20 protein-coding genes and 1 tRNA gene are annotated in these 16,850 nt (G+C 64.1%); 3 read left to right on the top strand and 18 right to left on the bottom strand.

Annotated features, from left to right (window positions below):
• Positions 1-271 precede the first annotated feature (271 nt).
• From FAF44_RS33110 to FAF44_RS33100, 3 genes are all read left to right on the top strand, one after another.
• Positions 272-391 carry a DLW-39 family protein gene (locus FAF44_RS33110; RefSeq protein ID WP_020542320.1) on the top strand — a complete coding sequence of 40 codons (120 nt, stop codon included), beginning with the start codon at positions 272-274 and terminating at the stop codon, positions 389-391.
• Positions 392-406: 15 nt separating this feature from the next.
• Complete coding sequence (locus tag FAF44_RS33105) at positions 407-1,135, top strand: HAD-IA family hydrolase (protein ID WP_237107263.1); 729 nt, start codon at positions 407-409, stop codon at positions 1,133-1,135.
• Between the two features lie 15 nt (positions 1,136-1,150).
• Positions 1,151-1,223 (top strand) — tRNA-Ala (locus tag FAF44_RS33100).
• Positions 1,224-1,294: 71 nt separating this feature from the next.
• Here the strand turns inward: FAF44_RS33100 and FAF44_RS33095 are convergent.
• The 18 genes from FAF44_RS33095 to FAF44_RS33010 form a co-directional block, all read right to left on the bottom strand.
• Positions 1,295-2,473: a site-specific integrase gene (locus FAF44_RS33095; RefSeq protein WP_237107262.1), complete on the bottom strand. Its 1,179-nt coding sequence runs from the start codon at positions 2,471-2,473 to the stop codon at positions 1,295-1,297.
• Positions 2,473-2,715, bottom strand: coding sequence for an excisionase family DNA-binding protein (locus FAF44_RS33090; protein WP_237107261.1), 243 nt, complete (start codon positions 2,713-2,715; stop codon positions 2,473-2,475). Before FAF44_RS33090 ends, FAF44_RS33095 begins: the two co-directional genes overlap by 1 nt.
• Positions 2,712-4,313, bottom strand: coding sequence for a helitron helicase-like domain-containing protein (locus FAF44_RS33085; RefSeq protein ID WP_237107278.1), 1,602 nt, complete (start codon positions 4,311-4,313; stop codon positions 2,712-2,714). The genes FAF44_RS33090 and FAF44_RS33085 overlap by 4 nt, the downstream gene beginning before the upstream one ends.
• Before the next feature lie 47 nt (positions 4,314-4,360).
• Positions 4,361-4,513, bottom strand: coding sequence for a hypothetical protein (locus tag FAF44_RS33080; RefSeq protein ID WP_237107260.1), 153 nt, complete (start codon positions 4,511-4,513; stop codon positions 4,361-4,363).
• Positions 4,510-5,931, bottom strand: coding sequence for an FtsK/SpoIIIE domain-containing protein (locus FAF44_RS33075; RefSeq protein WP_237107259.1), 1,422 nt, complete (start codon positions 5,929-5,931; stop codon positions 4,510-4,512). The genes FAF44_RS33080 and FAF44_RS33075 overlap by 4 nt, the downstream gene beginning before the upstream one ends.
• 87 nt (positions 5,932-6,018) lie before the next feature.
• Complete coding sequence (locus tag FAF44_RS33070) at positions 6,019-6,330, bottom strand: hypothetical protein (RefSeq protein WP_237107258.1); 312 nt, start codon at positions 6,328-6,330, stop codon at positions 6,019-6,021.
• Positions 6,327-6,557: a hypothetical protein gene (locus FAF44_RS33065; RefSeq protein ID WP_237107257.1), complete on the bottom strand. Its 231-nt coding sequence runs from the start codon at positions 6,555-6,557 to the stop codon at positions 6,327-6,329. Before FAF44_RS33065 ends, FAF44_RS33070 begins: the two co-directional genes overlap by 4 nt.
• Positions 6,558-6,589: 32 nt before the next feature.
• Positions 6,590-7,000 (bottom strand): plasmid replication, integration and excision activator, encoded by a 411-nt coding sequence (locus tag FAF44_RS33060; protein WP_237107256.1) that lies wholly within the window; start codon positions 6,998-7,000, stop codon positions 6,590-6,592.
• 299 nt (positions 7,001-7,299) lie between these two features.
• Entirely contained in the window at positions 7,300-7,956 is a 657-nt protein-coding gene (locus tag FAF44_RS33055) for a hypothetical protein (RefSeq protein WP_237107255.1), read from the bottom strand.
• A 238-nt stretch (positions 7,957-8,194) separates the two neighbouring features.
• Positions 8,195-9,013, bottom strand: a complete 819-nt coding sequence (locus tag FAF44_RS33050; protein WP_237107254.1) for a protein phosphatase 2C domain-containing protein — start codon at positions 9,011-9,013, stop codon at positions 8,195-8,197.
• Between the two features lie 3 nt (positions 9,014-9,016).
• Positions 9,017-9,856, bottom strand: coding sequence for a sigma factor-like helix-turn-helix DNA-binding protein (locus FAF44_RS33045; RefSeq protein WP_237107253.1), 840 nt, complete (start codon positions 9,854-9,856; stop codon positions 9,017-9,019).
• 424 nt (positions 9,857-10,280) lie between these two features.
• A complete protein-coding gene (locus FAF44_RS33040) occupies positions 10,281-10,685 on the bottom strand; it encodes an ATP-binding protein (RefSeq protein ID WP_237107252.1) in 405 nt (134 codons plus the stop codon).
• A gap of 94 nt (positions 10,686-10,779) precedes the next feature.
• On the bottom strand, positions 10,780-11,622 hold the full coding sequence (locus FAF44_RS33035) for a helix-turn-helix transcriptional regulator (RefSeq protein ID WP_237107251.1): 843 nt from the start codon (positions 11,620-11,622) through the stop codon (positions 10,780-10,782).
• Between the two features lie 806 nt (positions 11,623-12,428).
• Positions 12,429-12,806 carry a hypothetical protein gene (locus tag FAF44_RS33030; protein WP_237107250.1) on the bottom strand — a complete coding sequence of 126 codons (378 nt, stop codon included), beginning with the start codon at positions 12,804-12,806 and terminating at the stop codon, positions 12,429-12,431.
• Positions 12,807-12,950: 144 nt separating this feature from the next.
• Positions 12,951-13,193: a hypothetical protein gene (locus FAF44_RS33025; protein ID WP_237107249.1), complete on the bottom strand. Its 243-nt coding sequence runs from the start codon at positions 13,191-13,193 to the stop codon at positions 12,951-12,953.
• A gap of 790 nt (positions 13,194-13,983) precedes the next feature.
• Positions 13,984-14,448, bottom strand: coding sequence for a DUF4411 family protein (locus tag FAF44_RS33020; protein ID WP_237107248.1), 465 nt, complete (start codon positions 14,446-14,448; stop codon positions 13,984-13,986).
• 32 nt (positions 14,449-14,480) lie between these two features.
• Positions 14,481-15,689: an ImmA/IrrE family metallo-endopeptidase gene (locus FAF44_RS33015; RefSeq protein ID WP_237107247.1), complete on the bottom strand. Its 1,209-nt coding sequence runs from the start codon at positions 15,687-15,689 to the stop codon at positions 14,481-14,483.
• Between the two features lie 120 nt (positions 15,690-15,809).
• Positions 15,810-16,702 (bottom strand): IS5 family transposase gene (locus tag FAF44_RS33010; RefSeq protein WP_308193425.1). Its coding sequence is split into 2 segments (ribosomal slippage): positions 15,810-16,318 and positions 16,318-16,702, totalling 894 coding nucleotides; the frame shifts between segments, so codons are not numbered across the junction.
• Positions 16,703-16,850: the final 148 nt, after the last annotated feature.

Below are 16,850 nucleotides of genomic sequence, written 5' to 3'. Positions count from 1 at the left end.
GGAAGGTAATATACCCATGGGGGGTATGTCAAACGTCCTCTCCTCCCCCTGACCGCCCAGGTGGGCTCCGCCCCCTGCCGTAACCCTCCCCTCGGCTGCGCATCCAGGCTGGATATTTGGCATGATCGAGCTGTTGTCCCAGATGGGCCACACATTCGGCCCATCTGTTCAGTGCACAACACAGGGACATCAGCCATACCTTGCTAGGCTGCTTGTCAACCGTTGGGTCTCACCCCGGCAGGTGAGACCGTCGAAGAAGTGGGGTCACACCGTGAAGAAGCTGCTCGTTCTGGCGCTGATCGCCCTTGGGGGGTTGCTGATCTGGCGTAAGGTGCAGGCCGACCGCGCAGAGCTCGATCTCTGGACCGAGGCGACCGGCAGCGAGAACTAACCGACCGGCGAGGCGATGAGTGACGTCGTCCCCATCAAGCTGGCGTGCCTGGACCTGGCAGGCACCACAGTCGGTGACATCGCCATGGTCGAGCGCGCCTTTGCCGAGGCGATCGCGACCCAGGGCATAGTGCCCGGGACCGGAGCGTACGCGCGTGCCATGGTTCACGTGCACCGGTCCCGGGGCTGCCCCAAGATCGATGTCTTCCGTGGGATATTCCCCGGCAACGAAGCCCAGGCCCAGGCGGCGAACCTGACGTTCGAGCGTTCCTACGAGGGAGCGCTGGAGCGGGCGGGTCTCGTCCCCGTGCCCGGAGTCCTCGAGGTCCTCGACAAGCTCCGCGGCACCGGCATCAAGCTCGCCCTGATCACCGGCTTCAGCCGCACCACGCTGAGCCGGGTGCTGAGCGTGCTTGGCTGGCACGACCGGATCGACCTGGCCATCTCTCCCGAAGACGCCGGCGGCCGCGGCCGTCCGTGGCCCGACATGGTCCTGCACGCCGTCCTCCGCCTGGGCGTCCCGGACGTCCGCCAGGTGGCGGTCATCGGCGACTCCGAAAGCGACATGCTCTGCGGCAAGCGAGCGGGAGCATCGATCGTGGCCGGCGTCATGACCGGCGTCCACAGCCGAGAACGCCTCCTCAAGGGCGGCGCCACCCATATCCTCGACTCGATCGCCGACTTCCCGAACCTGATCCTGAGCGACGACCGCGGCACGACGCAGGTGGCATCCTCCGCCCGGTAAGCTATCTTCGTCGAGGGGGCCTTAGCTCAGTTGGCAGAGCGCCTGCTTTGCAAGCAGGAAGTCAGGAGTTCGAATCTCCTAGGCTCCACTCATAGGAAAGCCCAGGTCGGCGGCCTGGGCTTTCGATCTTTGTGGGGTCCGGTTCTGGGGTCGTGCCCGTTACGTGCCCGATGACTTCTTGGCCAGTGCGCCGCGTGCGAGGGCGTCAAGCTTGCGCGCCACTTCGCGCTGGCGCTCGTCGGTGGAGTGCTGGTAGATGAGCGCTGCCCGGGTGCTGGAGTGCCCCATGCGGGTCATCAGCTCTCGGGTGGACGCGCCCGTGCTGGCGGCCAGGGTGTTGCCGGTGTGTCGCAGATCGTGGAAGTGAATCTTCGACACGCCCGCGTCTTCGAGCGCCTTGGCCCAGACCCGACGGTTGAAGTTGGTGTTGCGGAGCGCCCCGTTGTCGGGTCCGGCGAAGATCAAGCCTTCCGGTCCGTCCTGGGTGAAGTCCTTCACGTGGGCGCGCAGCTCATCGATGATCAGGTCAGGGAAGACGACAGTTCTCCTGCCCGCGTGTGACTTCGGCTCGGTGAAGACGAGGCCCTTGCCAGTGATCTGGATCATCTGGCGTTCGATACGGACCGTTCTGGCGTCGAGGTCGAGGTCCCGCCGCTGGAGTCCGGTAAGTTCGCCCCAGCGCAGGCTGGCGAAGGTAGCCAGCAGGACGAGTGCCCGGTAGCGGTGTTCGATGACATTGACGATGCGGTAGACCTCTTCCACGGTCAGGACCGGCCGTTCGGGAGACTGCTCCTGGCCGGCCCCCTTGATCCGGCAGGGATTGCGTTTGATGAGCAGGTCATCCACAGCTGTGGACAGAACGGCTTTCAGCAGCCGGTACGCCTTGGCCACAGTTACCTCGCTGACCTTCCGCTCAACCAGTGACTTCCGCCAGCGTCGGACGTGCGGTTCCTTGATCGCGTTGAGCGGCTTCTCCCCGAAGGTCGGTGCGATGTGCTGGCGCAGCAAGTAGCCGTACAGCTCCACTGTGCGTGGGCGCAGCTTGGGCCGCTCGTCGATCCAGTCTTGCGCGAACTTGCCGAAAGCGATCTTCCCGGCATCCGGGTCGATCCATTCGTCATCGAGGATCTGCGCCTCGATCTTCGTAAGCCAGACCTCCGCGTCGGTCTTGGTGGCGAAGGTCTCTGGAGCCGGACGGTCCGTACCATCCGGGCCGGGATAGCGGGCCTGGAATCGACCGGACGGCAGCTTGCGCACGCGGCCGAACCGCCTCTTCGGAGGCTTCCGCTTTCGTGAGCGTCGAGGCTCGCCCTCTGGCGTTGCGTCGGTCTTGGCCATCAGGCGACCCTCCTACCTCGTGTCGCGGTGATCGGCTGGACGAGACCGGCGACGATGAATGCCTCAAGCGCGGCCTCGGGGATGCGGACGTTGCGTCCGACGTGGATGAAGGTGATGCGACGTTCCTCGATCAGCCGACGTGGGAAGCGGACGGTCGTGTTCAGCCGTTCGGCGGCCTCCTCGACCGTGAGCAGTCGGCCCTGCGCGTAGTCGGGCAGCAAGGACCTGTTCGTCTGTGTCATGCTGCCCTCCCCTCGATTGCCGAAGGATCTTTGCCGTCTGCGTGCGCTTGGAGCATGGCCATATGGGCACGCCAGCGTTGCCGCTCTGCCACCGATCTGAGCAGACGCAGGGCGAGCGGAGCCACGTTGGCGTCACCAGCCGGGGCGGCTCTCCAGACGTACCGGTGCGGATCGGTCGGCTCGTCGGCCTGCCCAAGCGCTTCCATGACCCAGGTGCGGCGGTCCTGCTTATGTTCGGAGAGAGTCTTGTTGGACCACTTCCGGGACACGAGGACCCGGCGGCCCGCGTAGCCGAGGTGCTCGGGTTTGTGGGCCTTGGAACGGCACCGTCCTGGAGCCATGCCGGCCTTGGCACCCTTGGGCTGCACGCCGTAGCGGAGCCAGTTGGAACAGGTCGGCGAGCAGGGCTCGTAACGCAGGGCCTCGACGAAGCGAGCGGCATGCTCCTGTTGCGCTTGCCCATCGAGGTCGTCACCGAGGCTCTTGGTCAGGTACTTGGACAGGTAGCGGATGCACTGGTCTGCGTCCGGAGTGCTCCCGAGCACGCCCTTCACGTCCACCTGATCGCCGAAGCGGACCACGTGCAGTGGTTCGGCCGCGTCGTCCTGGTCCAGCTCGTCGAGGGCCTGGTCCCACGTCGGCAGAACTTCACCCGTGATCGGATCGAGGTAGCCGACGCCGTCTTGCCAGATGGGCAGGTGTCCGCCCTCGAAGCGGACTTGATCGCAGGGCGGCCACCACACCTGGTGATAGGTAGCCGCGGCGATCTGCTTCACCTCTGCACGCGGCAGAGTGCCCCTGATCGCCATGTGCAGATGCGGGGCGAGCCGCTTCTGAGGTTCTACGCTGGCGAAGTACTGCACGTCGTAGCCGGCTACGCGGCGAAGGTTCTGCACGAACCTATCGACCAACTTGGAGAAGTGCAGCGCATCGCGGGCAGCCCGCTCGTAGTCATAGGTCTCTGGATCGACCGGCACGCCGTCACGAACCCTGCCGTATGAGGGAAGCGTGAGCGTCACGAAGATCGAGGGTCGATAGACCTTCCCGTCAGCAGACTCGAAGGTCCGCCCGAGGGTCGTGTTGGTCATCTTGCGCTTGGGTAGATCTGGTGCGTCCTGCCGTCGCCTGGTGGAGCGCACCCGCTTGGGCGCGGTCCGGCCGCACACGTGACCCCGCATCCCAGCGGCGTTGATCTCCTCATCGAGACCGACGAGAACCGCGTCCCAGTCGGAGGCGTCCGCACCGGCCTGCGCAACCGCATCGCGTCTAGCCTGCATGTCCGCACGGAACTCGATGAGCCAGCGCTGTTCCTCGGTGGCCGCATCTGGGCTTATGACAGGTTCATCCGCGAGGTGCCAACCTTCCCGGCACTGCGCCATCCGGAGTTGCCGGTTGCGCTTGGCGCAGGAAGGGCATTTGCTCTCCAACGTCGCCCCGCACGGGGCATCGATGATTTCTTCCTTGCCTGTGACGAGGTCGAACCGCCGGAGAGCGACAGGCCGGATGCAGACGCCGTACTGCTTGGCGACCTCTTCGGCGACTGCTCGGGCGAGCGGTTGAGCCATCCGCAGCGCCCGTGGGGTGGAGCGGCGGGACATCAAGACCGCCGCTTCTCCCCGGACCTCCGTTGGCTGATGTGGGCTGTTCAACGGATCTCCTTTCCGATCTCGGGGACGATGAGCGCGGAGGTTCCGCACTTGGTGCACTCGATCAGGGCGTGAAGCGGGTCGAGCCGCAGGACATTGATGGCACCGCAGTCGGCGCAGCACAGACCGTCGAGGAAATGAGCGAGCGTCATGCGACCTCACCGGAGAACTCGGCGACCATCTCGCGGATGTCTTCGTCGGAGACATAGGCCGCACGCACCCGGATCGGATCCGGGGAGGTCTCCAACCGGACGTAGCCGACGCCAGCGCCCAATTCAGGACGAGGAGAGATCCGGTCGGCCAGCGCCCCACGATCCCGCGTGCCGTCGCCGAGAACCATGTCCACCTGTTCCGATTCGTCGAGTCGAAGCGCGATCTTGTCCGGGAACAGGTTCCGGGTGTTCATGACCTCCTTGCGCGGGTCCTGCAGCGTCGCCATGACGCCGACCCCGACGGCACGTCCCTGAGTGGTGAGCGTTGCCAGAGCAGCGGAGATGCGCCGCCGCAGCTCTTTGTCAGCTTGGTACGCAGTGAGGAAGGCCACCTCGTCGACGAGCACCAGGACGAAGGGATCGTCGACGGTCGGCACATGGGATCGCCGGTGGCCGGCGAAGCGAGCGGCGCGAGCCTGCATGACCTTGACGGCGTCGTCCAGCAGGTCGGCGCAGTCGGCCGGATCAGCGGCATAGCGTGGCCCGAAAAGATCCCTCCCGAAGGATAGCTCCATCAACTTGGGATCAAGCGCCCAGATCTCGACAAGCCCCGTGCTGACGGCAGGCAGGAGCCCGCGGATCGTGGACCAGATGATTGAGCCCTTACCGGCCCCGGTGGCACCCGCGACCAGGACGTGAGTGCCGTGCACCTTGAGGAACCACGGCCGCCCGTCCTCCTGCTTGCCGATTTCGACAGGGCCGATCGTGGGCGTCTCCGGGATCGGTACGGCGGGCAGAGGAACGGCGAGCGGGTCGCTCCGAGGGAAGGTGAGGCGCACCCGCCCACCCGTGAGGACCGACACGCGGCAGGAACTCCCGCCGAAGCCCTGAGCGAGGTTGTCGGTACGGTCGGCCCAGTCCTTGACCGCCTGCCCGTTGAGCATGCGCACGGTGACCAGGTCGGCCCACGACGTGCAGGTGACCTTGTCCAGCTTGGGCAGGTAGTCGCGTCCTCGAACGTGCCTGCCGAGACCAGAGATGACCATCACCGGTTGCCAGTGCCGACGGTAGACCCAGATGAGGCGCCACCAGGCCAGCAGCCGCCAGCCGATCCAGCGGGCGAAACTGGCCCGGTCGAGCGAGCCCCAGACGACCGTTCCGACGAGCACGGGAGTGACGAGGAGCAGCGCGACACGCCACCCGTACAGAACGGACAGCACGCACGGTACGGCGGCGACCAGCACGGCGACCGGATGCCGCCACAGCGTGCGGACCAGACTCGCAGCGGCCCGCCACCCGAAGATGACGAGCGTGACGATCGCGGGCGTCTTGAGGACGGTCGGTCTGAAGACCACCGCCGTATCAGGTGTGGTCGAGACGATGCGATGTGGCTCTTCGCCAGGCATCTTCTTGAACATTAGGCTGGAGTCCTTCCAAGCATTTGGAGTGTGCGGAAGACCGAGGGGCCGCCGGAAGTTGCCGCTTCCTGCGGCCCCGCTTGCATGTCAGACCGCCGCATCCGGGGCGGTCTTTGCCGACTGTTCGGAGTGCAGTCGCTCGCAGTCGGCGAGGTAGCGAGCAACAGCGCCGAAGAGTTGACGGGCGTTGCTGAGGTCGGCGTCGGTGACGTGGCCGGCCCCGGTGGTCGAGATCGCCACGTCCGCCTCGGGGGAGCAGATCTCCAGGTAAGGACGCGACTCGTCGAGCACACTCGCGCGGATACGCAGGTCGGCCGTGTGGAAGGAGACAGCGAGGCGAGGCACGGAGTCCGGCTCCATCGCGAGCGTCACGTAGGTGTACGGCCCGAGGTTCCTCATGCCGCCGTCACCCCGCGCCGGTGGATCCGCTCCACACACTGCGCGAAGTCCTGCGCCTGCTTGGCGAACTGCCGAGCGAACTCGACCTCGGCCGCCGTGACCCGGTCCGACGCACCCGTGGTGACCTGCACCTGGACCAGCCCGAACACCAGCGCGAGGACCGGAGTGCGGAGTTGGTAAGCGTGGTTCTCGGCGACCGCGCCGGAACCGGTGTTGAGAGTGATCACGCCCGTCGGCCGAGCCGGTCCCCGCCGCCCCATCACGCCGCGTCCTTAGCCGAGCTGGGCTTGCCGACCGGTCGCGGAGCCCGCATCTCGCGAACCCGGATCGAGTAGGCGAGCCGACCGTTGGCGTTCACGTACGGCGTGACGGTCATCTGGTCGAACTCGACCGGCGTGAACGGCAGCCCCGGCATGGGCGCTGGCGGAACCGGCTGCACGGGAGAGAGGATCTTCACCGCGGCCGTCTTCTGCACGGCCTTGACCGTTGGGTCCGCGTCCATGACCGAGACCTGCCAGACCAGCTCACGGGTCTGCTTGTCCCGCGCCTGCACGAACCGCCCGTTGGTCGAGGCGTCGAAGTCCTTGACCGGCTCGACCTCCCCGACGATGTAGCAGCCGTGCGGGAAAACCATCTCGAACGTGACGGGGATCGGTCCCTGAAGTGCCATCGTCCACCACCTCCTTTGTCTATCCCCCTAGACAGTTGCGACCGCGTCGCTTTGAGGAGCTGTCTAGGGGGCTATGCAGAGGACGATAGCCAGAGTCTGCCCCAACTGTCTAGGGGGGTAAACATCCATGCCCAACTAGTCTCGCTGACGCAGCGAGTTTCGACTACCCGCGGTATGCCTGTGGAGGGCTTGGTCTTGGCCTGCGTCCACGTCCACAAACCAAACGTTGCAGTTTCCTCGGTCCACGCCCGGTAGGAGACCCAGACGTTCCTCCGTGCCTCCACTTCCCGCGCGTTTTGTCAGTCGTGCAGCTCGTCCGCCGGCACCGTCTCATCGGCTGGCGGCGGCTTGATGTGCACCTTCATCCCCCAGTCCGACAGGCGGAGGTCTTCCACGAAGGCGTAGTACGGGTCGTCACCGGCGGATCGGCCAGGGCCATCGTTCGGCTCGCGCCAGGAGCTCCGCGCTCTGCGGACGAGTCGGTCGCCACCGATCCACAACCGCCAAGACACCTTCCAGTTACCGTACTTACCGGTGGGCTTACTCCGGAAGCCGATGCGCAAGCCTGGTTTCGCCTTGCCAAGCTGCGCGAAGGTGATGCTGCCCTGGTACAAGGTGGTGCGCACACCGTCGTACACGCCCGCGGGCCGTGTGTCCGTCGTGGTGGCCAGCACAGCTCTGAGCGTGGCCGGGTCGGCGAGGTCGACAAAGCCGGACTTCAGCACGAGCTGGCATGGCGGCCAGTCGTAGGACACCCAGGTCTTCCCCGGCGGCAGAGGATCTTCAGGGTCACGCTTGACGTACGACTCGTAGCCGAGCTTGCCGACGCAGATGTTGCGAGTACCGCGAAGAGCCAGGTTGGGGTTCTTCATGTCCGTCGCCACGATCTTGCCTTTGCCGAACCCCACGACCCCGCGTACCGGCTTGACGGAAGACCAACGGCCGAACATGAACATCCGGGAATGCTGGACGACCTTCACCCCATGGCCGGGAACGAGTTGGCGCTGGACGGCGCCGGCCGGATCCACCTCGGCATCGGCGTGCACGGCCTGACCTGCGGTTAGCGTGGATACGACCGCCAGGAGAACCGCCGCAACTATCCGTCGCTTCATCACGTTGGGATCTTCGCAGCGGCACGTCTCATCGTGATCACATATGCCTACCGTGCATCTTGGCCAGACCGGTGAAGCGCTGTCAGAAACGGCAGTAGAGCGCGGTGGCGTCGTCGAATGTCTTGCCCCGCGGCCAGCGCGCGCCCTGCGGATCTGAGTGCTCGGCTGCGCGGACTTGACGGATGACCTCGTCAGGGCCGGACTGCTCCAAGACGTCGAGGACGTGGCTCCACGTGTGTAGGTGGAAGCGGTCGACGAGTCGGGATGCGCCGTCGCTGAGAAGTGCGGCAGCTCGGATCTGGTCAGCGGGCATGTTGCCGGTGAGTGCCTGGTCGGCCGCGAGTGGATCAGTGGCGGCTACCCAGAAGCCACCGTCGCGGTTGCGGTAGGAGCGCAGCGTCTCGACATAGCGGCGATGGGCGGAGACGTGTTCGTCGGTGCCGGAGGCGAGGGCGTCCATCTCGGTCCGGTGGAGGGCGCCAACCTGGGCCTCACGGTCATCGCAGATGGCCATGGGTTCTGCCGCGTTGACGACGTCCAGGACGAGGACGGAGTCAGCTAGGACGAGCCATTCCAGCATGTCGTTCGTGTGCCGGAGCATGATGACCGTGGCTGAAGGAGAGCCGGGGTGGTTCAGGTCGCAGGTTCCGTCATGGAGTGAGGCCACCGTCTTGATTCCCTGGGCGAGCAGTCCGGTCAAGGTGCCCGTGCCCTGGGTCATGGAGGTCAGGAGGGTCGAGCCGAGGCTGCGGGAGAACCACGCCACGCCGTGAGAGCAGCCGGACTCGGACCCGGGTGGGGTGCCGGCGCCGTCGAGGAGGACGGCCGCGTCAGCGGTGGCGGCGACGAAGTCCTCGTTCGGCCTGCCTGGGACTGCTTCGGTGGCGAAGACGACCCGCACGTTTCAGTCTTCCTCGTGCCTGTACAGGGGGCTGGCGAGCTCCGCCTTGACCGGTTCCCCAGTGGTGGGGTCGTACTCAACGCCTACGACGGTGGAGAAGCGCTTGTCGCCTACCTGACCCCATAGCGTCGCTATCTCGGTCTGGAGGAGTTGCACCACGCCGAGTGTGCCTTGCGGGTGGATGCCGGTGAACATCATGAGGTTGCCCTTGCCGTCCGATCGCCTGAGCCGTCCGAGATAGGCGTAATCCACGGCACGGGCAGGCTCGCTGTCAGAACCAGAGCGGTACACGGTGCCGGTACGGCTGTCGTGCAACGTCCAGACGTCGTCCTTGACCCATTTCAGAACTGGATCGGACTCGTACAGCGCACCCATCACGGTTGAGAGTCTGGGGCCGCAGATCACGATGAGGTTCGGTCGGTTGACGTCGATCTCTCCGCCGAGTGGAACATGCTCCAGCTCCACCGGCAGGTCGAAGCCGCGGGCAAGGTCCTCCAGCCGCTTGGCCGCGGTGACGTCCTCCATCGCGATCACAGGACGCCCCTTGGTGTCCTCCCGCTTGAGTGGTGTGACCAAGGTGATCGTGCCCGTGCCGAGAAAGGCCCCTTCAGGGGCAGGACCGGTATGCCTGATCTGGTGAATCCGGCCCCTGGTAAGTCCGGCTTCCTTGGCGATCTGTGCGTATGAGAGCCCTTGGGCGTGTAGCTCTTGGATCACCCGCCGACGTAGCCGTGACAGCTCGGCGACCTCGTGTTGAGCAGCGTTGAGACGCTCGGTAGCGACCCGCAGCAGTTGGAACGGGTCTTCTATCGCAGCAATGCGCTCAACGTCACTCGGCGGCATCGATCCCCCTTTGATCACTAGACGCGAGTCTAGGCCCCTAGACGGAATGCCGTCCATCCCCCTTGACAGTACGTTTTTGACCAGTTCGCCAGTTATTGAGCTGACTGCCCGAATCGCTGACCGTCGATTGGGGACGCCACGTGGGCTCATCGCATAGCGCCTGAAAGTAGTCCAGCCCACATGGCGCCAGATTCGCCAACCCGTACACGATGAGTCTCGGCGACGGCGACGGCTTGATGGCCCATTTTGGCGAAGCGCCGGACGAATCCGAGACCGCCGGCCTCGCACAGTTCGTAGTAGTCGCTCCCGCAGTCGCACGTCCAAGCAATCGTCCGAGGCCGTTCGTCCGTGCGAGGGGGATTCCAGTCGAGCTTCACACACGACGCCTGCGGCGAAGGGAGATGAGGTGACAGACAGGAGGCCATCAGCGAGACGCCCCCTGCAGTGCTGTGTCGAGCACGGCCCAGACCGTTCGACCGTGCTCGTCACCCCAGACGCCCCAGTCGATGGACAGGCTTGCGACGAGCAGCAGGCCCCGGCCGCCTTCGCCGTCCAGGCATGGCCGGGAGGCCCTGGGGGAGGAAGGTCCGCCCTCATCGAGAACGCCAAGCCAGAGACGATCCGTATGGGCTTGGACGCTGACCAGGAACCGTCCTCCGAATCGTCCGCTGGCGGAGTGGCGTATCGCGTTCGTGGCCAGTTCGCTGACGATCAGTTCGGCCTCATCGACCGCGGGCCAGCCTCGCAGGAGTGCGGCCACAAAGCGTCGCGCCTCAGTGATGGAGGGGGCGGAGCCGAGGAAGTAGCGGGAGAAGCGCCAGACCGACATGGGGAAGCTCCGTCGTCTAGGGGGCTATACATCAGATGGCGCCAGCGTATGAGTGCTGCTGGACATTGCTCAAGCTATTCGACGCATAAATGCGTCACTTCTCTGGATGGCTCATCAGCCTTCGATAGTCGTCGGCCACCGACCCCAGAAGCCGGCGCAGTGCATCGCCATACACCGCCACAGCCGTGAACGCCTCAAATGTCTCCGCGTGTCTGGTCAGCTCATCGGACTCGCTCAGGCTAAGGTCACCCGTCAAGCTCTCGACCACGCTCACCGAACCGTCGTAGATCGTGAATCCATGCAGGGGGAACGCCGGCACCTGAACTGACCAGGGGACGACCCCGAGGGTCACATGCGAGAGTGTGGCTACTGTGGCCAGCCGGTCGAGTTGAGCCAACATCAACGACGGTGGCCCCGGCCAGGTGCGCACCGCACCCTCGGTCAACAGGAACGAGAACTCTCGCGTCGAGTCGAACAGGACCGATTGCGCCTCTACGCGCGCCGCCGCAGCCTTGGCCGCATCGGCCTTCTCGACGTCACGCCCAACCGCAAGTGCAAGTCGGGCGTATTCGGCGGTCTGCAAGAGTGCCGGGATCACCGCGGACTGGAAGGACAGCAAGCGTCGCCCCGCCCGGACCCGAGCGGCGTTCGCTGCCTCCCGGCCGGCAAGGCCGTCCTTCAGCCGAGACACCTCATCACGAAGTCGTACGAGAAGAGCATCCAACTCGGCCCGACCCGCCTCATCGAGACCCAGTGCAGCGACCAGTCGCTCAACGGTCTCGGGCGTGGGGAGGAGCTGACCTGTCTCGATCCGAGAGATGGTGGGTTGCGCCACTTGCGCCCGCTGCGCGAGATCCTTACCGGTCAGACCCGCTTCCTTGCGTAGCCGCCGCAGCAGCTCGCCCAGCGCCCTCAGCCGATCCCGTCGCTCCGCCACACCGAGCGTTCTACCACCGGACCATGCTTGGCATTGCCGAATTGTTCTCATAGGAGATCAAGCGGCGGCGCGGCGCGCCGCCGTACCCCGGCCCTCCGCCCGCCCGCCGTCCGGGCGTGCGGCCTGGGGGCCGGTCCCGGACGGCGGCGGGACACCGGGCCGGGCACCGCACGCCCGCCCCGCCGCACCGATCGAACGCTCCGGCCGGGGTTGCCGCGCCGCCGCACAGATGCAGCCCTACGATCGCCACGGCATGGCTGGTCGCCGTGGATGGCTTGGGGCGATCGACGATCCGTGCTTCGTTCCTCAGCACGGCTCACCGGACAACGTGGTAACGGTCTGCGTCCAGATCGAGGCAGGTCCTCCGAATCTTCAGGCGGCCAGAGGCTGCTACTGATCGCCTGATTCGTACATCTGGATGTCTGGGTCATCCCTGAGTTGGGCAAGGAGGTCGGCCACGGAACGTCCATGCTGCGCCCGTTCGGTAGTCCGGGCCGTGCTGCCCAATACAGTCGCCTTGGCTTTTCCGAGTGCGCTTGGGCCTGCACCGAGGAGCTGTCTTGTGACCAAGATCGAATCCATTACGCCCACACCCCGGCCGGCCAGCAGATGTTGCACCGCTTCCATGCCGTCTTCCTGCCCAAGTAGGGGTCGACACTCTGCCTCCAACTCGGCCACCCGCTTCGCGCGTTGAGGATCAAGGCCATGGATTCCCATCCGAATCCTCCTCCAGTCGTGACAATGTGATCATGCCGACCAGCACGAGGCAGAAGGAAGATCGGTCGCGAGGTGGAGCTTGGTTGTGTCTACAGATCCGCCGACGAGGGGATGGCGATCAGATCTAGCGCCGCGATCTCGGCGAGTGCCTGACTGGAGAGATGCCGGACCTCAGCCCATCCGGGATCGGTGGCGAGTCCCTTGGGGGTCCACCTTTCAGTGTTGGACTGACCACTCATAGCCGTTAAGCAGTTCTCGATTCGCTGCAGAAGATCGTGAAGGGCCGGGGATAAGAGCCGTGGCGATTGCTCGTCGACGCTCCACGGTACCCATCCGTTCGCCCAGTCGAAGTCGAGCGCCAATTCGTCCGTGTGCCACTGGTGCCGGGCAATCCACGCCGCTTGTTCGTCGGCGGAGGCGGCCAGCATGACAAGCGTTTCCGCCAGTCGCAACACCGAGGTCGGCACGTCGGGCATGGTGTTCCGAGCCTCTGGCTGTGGGTCAGAGTCCATTGGCGTCGCCCTTCCCTTGTGATCTTGCTGCACCGGATGTCTCCACCCAGGTGCCGAGCAGAGGCAAGTCCCGCCTGACTGTCGGATGACCGGTGTTTCTCATGAATCGAGATTTCGGACCGCACGTCGTCTGTGCCGCATCTTGTTCAGGAGATCCTCGTACGCCTCCTGAGGAGTGTCGCCGCCTCCGATCTCTCCTTTGCGTTCCGCGAAGAAGTGGGCGCACTCGACGTCCCCGGCATACCAGTCGGGTGGTAGCTCATCTGGGTTCATGGGGAATGCGACCCAGATGCCTGGCTCATAGATGCCGCCATACCGTGACATCACGATGGTGACTCGCATCTACGAATCGTGCCTCTTCTTTGCCCGAGCCGGTAGCCATTATCCCCACAGCAGGGGACTGGCCCTGCCTTGCGGGATATACGCGGGATGATCTTCCCGGCTGAGGGAAAGGTAAGAGCCGTATCCGGAGGTCAGCGGCCTGATCCAGCCCGATACGGTGGCCCGCTGTAAAGCCGTCGGCACTGCCGACGAGGTCCGTCAGACGGCAAGGCCAGCGGCAGTTTGAGTTGCGGTTCTCATTCGTTCACCCGTTCACCGAGGTCCATGCAGGTCAGCCGCTGGCGTTGGTCCAGATGGGACGGCATGGAACCCATGATCGGCCCAGCTTCTAATCCGCGCGTTCCTGTGTTGACTCGCTTCCCGCAATGCAGGGTGACGGCCTCCGGTGCTGTCCAGCATCCCCGGCGTCGTGCCTGATCGCCTACGGCTTGGCGCACCGAGCTGTACCCATGCAGGGAGGCGCGGCGCAATGCCGAAGACCTTCGCCGCAAGGGTATCGGCCGTGCCCGTCGCGTGCCCGATCGGACGGGAAACCAGGGGCAACAGCGGGGAGCCACGGGACGCATGGTCAGCGCCGTGAGCTGCGCCTTGGCAGGTCGAGCATGATCGGCGTGCGTCTTTGCAAGCAGGAAGTCAGGAGTTCGAATCTCCTAGGCTCCACCAGGAGTAACGCACCTCCGCTGGTTGTCTCACGGCGGGGGTGCGTGACTAACTGAGTGACTACGCGCCCTCAGCACCCAGGTGTTCAGGGTGGGTTGATCTTCGAGGCCGAGAGCGTCGTGACAAGTAGTCACAGCGCACCGAAGCGCCAGTGCTCCATCTTGATGATGTCGAGGAGCTTCACGCATCTGATATTGAGCAAATCGCAGATGTACGGAATTTTGGGGCGTGTTGCTGTGCCGTCTGAACCTTCGCCGGTGACGACTATGGCTCCTTTTAGCTTGGCCAAGGCTATCACGAAAGGGTCAGCTCGATTCTTGTTCTTCATGCTCTTTGTCAGCAGTGGATGATTTCCAAGAATAACCTGAGTCTCTTGAACTATCATCAGGTCGGTCGGAACGACCAGGGGTGAAAAGCCGACACGGTCGCACCAGTCGTGCACGGGTGCTGCATAAACTCTTGCTTCTTGCCATACTTCTTCGGAACAAAAGAAGCGGCCAGAGTCGACCAGCTCTTCGATTTTAATCCATAAGCCTGGAAAATTCTCCTCGGGATAATAGCGTTCCAGACCGTCGATTAAGGCGCTAGTGTCCACTGAGTATAAATTCGAAGAGTATGTGGAGGTTGTCAACGGAACGCCTCTTCAGCCAACTTGGGAATCTGGTCATATTTGACATCCAAATAGCAGGCCGCATCGAGCGAGGATATCGATCTAGCTTGGAATGCGTCAACGACAGACAGTACGTAGTTCCGGCCAAGGTTTCTCGCTTTTACTACATAGAAACTTGGCCCGCCATCCTTGGTCTGCTGTTGCGCTTTTTTTCTTCTTCTGGCGTCCTGATACTCTCGATCAAGGAGGGGTTTGAGCTCGCGGTATTGCTGCCATGTGGCATGCTCAAGGGTTATCAGGCGTAGCAGTAGAGCCTCGGAGCTGGTATGGAAGGTCCTGCTTATCTGGCCAAGCTCATCAAGAGACCACCGATGTCCGACAGGCTTACTCCTAACGTTCGGATGATGCAGGACCGGGTAGCTGGGCATCAGGGTGCTGGCCGCGACATGATTGCAGAACTTCTCTACCCGGTCCTCTCCCGTCACGTGACGTGCTCTAGGCAAAACATCGTGTAGATCGCACATCCCGCTGGATCGCAGGGCTATGTGGCAGAGTTCGTGTATGAGCGTGAACAGCCGAGGTCGCGGCCAATCTGTGCCGTTCAGTGCAATCACGGGATAGGGGAAGTCAGCTATGCAGAAGCCTCGCATTTCTTCTAGGGCTATATCCTTGGTGTGAATCACCATGATGCCCTTGCGTTCAATCGCCTCTATGTGGGCGTTCAATGCCTCATGTGGCGTGCTCCACTTAGAGTATCCTGCATCGCCCAGGCCGATAAAATCCCGAAGGGTAGACCCGGCAGTTTCGGGATTTCCTGCGGCCGATATGGATGGAACTTGCTGAGGTTCCACGACTGTGTTTGGCGCAATCTCGGCTAGTTCGAGGAAGACCTCTCGCTGGCTGTGTGCACGCCTCAATTCTATCTGCATCGAGGATGATGGCTCTGAATCCTCGCTTGTAGCCAGTCGGCGGAAGTCTCTGAGGGCGTCGAAGCCCATCTCCGGTGGAGGTTGAGAAAGGAGAAGAACCGCAAGGGGACGTTTGTAGCAGCCTGCAGCCTTCCGGAGCTGCTTCAGTGTTGGCTTTTGCGCACCAGTTTCCCATTTGTGTAGCGTCGTAACGCTTATCCCTAGCTTCTGCGCGGCGATGAGTTCGCTAAGTCCTCCCGACCGCCGTGCCCAAGAAAGCACACTGGGCGTAACTGGGATACGTTCCGAGGCGCTCATCACTACACCATCCTCTGTTTGGTGGCATATTGCTAGATCTCTTGCTCAACTCGTTACGCCTGGCGAGGCGAGGTCCACTCACTGTGGCGGATGGGAAGTGACGCACGTAGTTATGGCTGCTTAGGGAGTGTCTGACAATTCGCCGTGCCGGAGCCAGAGCATGAGCGAGGCGATGGTGACACCTGCGAGGTAGCGGCTGGCCAGTTTGTCGAAGCGGGTGGCGATGGCGCGCCATTGCTTGAGCTTGCCGATGCAGCGTTCGACCAGGTTGCGCTGTTTGTAGGTGAGGGCGTCGGAGGCGTGCGGGCGGCCACCCCGGCTGCCCCTGCGCTTGCGGTTGGCGATCTGATCGCGTCGCTCGGGGATGACCGCCTTGATACCGTGCCGGCGTAGGTCGAGCCGGATCTTGCGGGTGGAGTAGCCCTTGTCGCCGATCAGCTTGTCCGGGCGGGTGCGTGGGCGGCCGCCGTTCGGGCGGCGCAGCCGGAGCTTGGCCAGGACGGCCTCGAACTGGGTGCAGTCGACGATGTTGCCGCCGGTCAGATGCAGGACCAGCGGCAGGCCCCGGGCCTCGACGAGCAGGTGCAGCTTGGTGGTCAGCCCGCCGCGGGACCGTCCGAGGGCCTGCCGGTTTTGTGATTGTTTCGTATCGAACGTCCCGCCGTCGTCCCCCTTTTACGGGCTCCGGCGGCGTGCTGGTGGGCGCGGGCGATGGTGGAGTCAATGCTCACGGTGAGCTCGACCTGGCCGAGGGAGTCGTCCTTGACCTGTATCTCCTCCAGCAGGCGGGCCCAGGTGCCGTCCTGTTCCCAGCGTTTGAACCGCTCGTAACAGGTCTGCCAGGGCCCGTACCGCTCGGGGATGTCCCGCCACGGCGTCCCGGCCCGCAGCCGCCACAGGATGCCATCGATCACCTGCCGATGATCACGCCAGGGACGACCCCGGCCATCAACCACCGGCAGCAGCGACTCGATCCGCGCCCACGCCTTGTCGGTCAACTCACCACGTCGCACCACGATCGACCATTTAAGCGCGACGTTGATCATTTGTCAGACAGTCCCCAGTACTACAGCCTGATTTCGTGATGCTTGAGCCAGCGTTTCCAGTAGTGGCTACTGCGGGCGCGGGTCTGGTGTTGTCGGCGGCGGTGCGACCAGGCGA

The organism is Nonomuraea sp. MG754425 (assembly GCF_021699195.1).
GTDB lineage: Bacteria > Actinomycetota > Actinomycetes > Streptosporangiales > Streptosporangiaceae > Nonomuraea.
The sequence above is the reverse complement of the archived record's forward strand: the minus strand, read 5'-3'. Positions and strand labels throughout refer to the sequence as shown.

Coding starts and splice junctions, on each gene's coding strand:
- FAF44_RS33025 (WP_237107249.1), bottom strand. CDS start 13,193: ATGCGAGTCACCATCGTGATGTCACGGTATGGCGGCATCTATGAGCCA.
- FAF44_RS33080 (WP_237107260.1), bottom strand. CDS start 4,513: ATGACGCTCGCTCATTTCCTCGACGGTCTGTGCTGCGCCGACTGCGGT.
- FAF44_RS33060 (WP_237107256.1), bottom strand. CDS start 7,000: ATGGCACTTCAGGGACCGATCCCCGTCACGTTCGAGATGGTTTTCCCG.
- FAF44_RS33090 (WP_237107261.1), bottom strand. CDS start 2,715: ATGACACAGACGAACAGGTCCTTGCTGCCCGACTACGCGCAGGGCCGA.
- FAF44_RS33085 (WP_237107278.1), bottom strand. CDS start 4,313: ATGTCCCGCCGCTCCACCCCACGGGCGCTGCGGATGGCTCAACCGCTC.
- FAF44_RS33105 (WP_237107263.1), top strand. CDS start 407: ATGAGTGACGTCGTCCCCATCAAGCTGGCGTGCCTGGACCTGGCAGGC.
- FAF44_RS33045 (WP_237107253.1), bottom strand. CDS start 9,856: ATGCCGCCGAGTGACGTTGAGCGCATTGCTGCGATAGAAGACCCGTTC.
- FAF44_RS33040 (WP_237107252.1), bottom strand. CDS start 10,685: ATGTCGGTCTGGCGCTTCTCCCGCTACTTCCTCGGCTCCGCCCCCTCC.
- FAF44_RS33055 (WP_237107255.1), bottom strand. CDS start 7,956: ATGTTCATGTTCGGCCGTTGGTCTTCCGTCAAGCCGGTACGCGGGGTC.
- FAF44_RS33095 (WP_237107262.1), bottom strand. CDS start 2,473: ATGGCCAAGACCGACGCAACGCCAGAGGGCGAGCCTCGACGCTCACGA.
- FAF44_RS33075 (WP_237107259.1), bottom strand. CDS start 5,931: ATGTTCAAGAAGATGCCTGGCGAAGAGCCACATCGCATCGTCTCGACC.
- FAF44_RS33070 (WP_237107258.1), bottom strand. CDS start 6,330: ATGAGGAACCTCGGGCCGTACACCTACGTGACGCTCGCGATGGAGCCG.
- FAF44_RS33015 (WP_237107247.1), bottom strand. CDS start 15,689: ATGAGCGCCTCGGAACGTATCCCAGTTACGCCCAGTGTGCTTTCTTGG.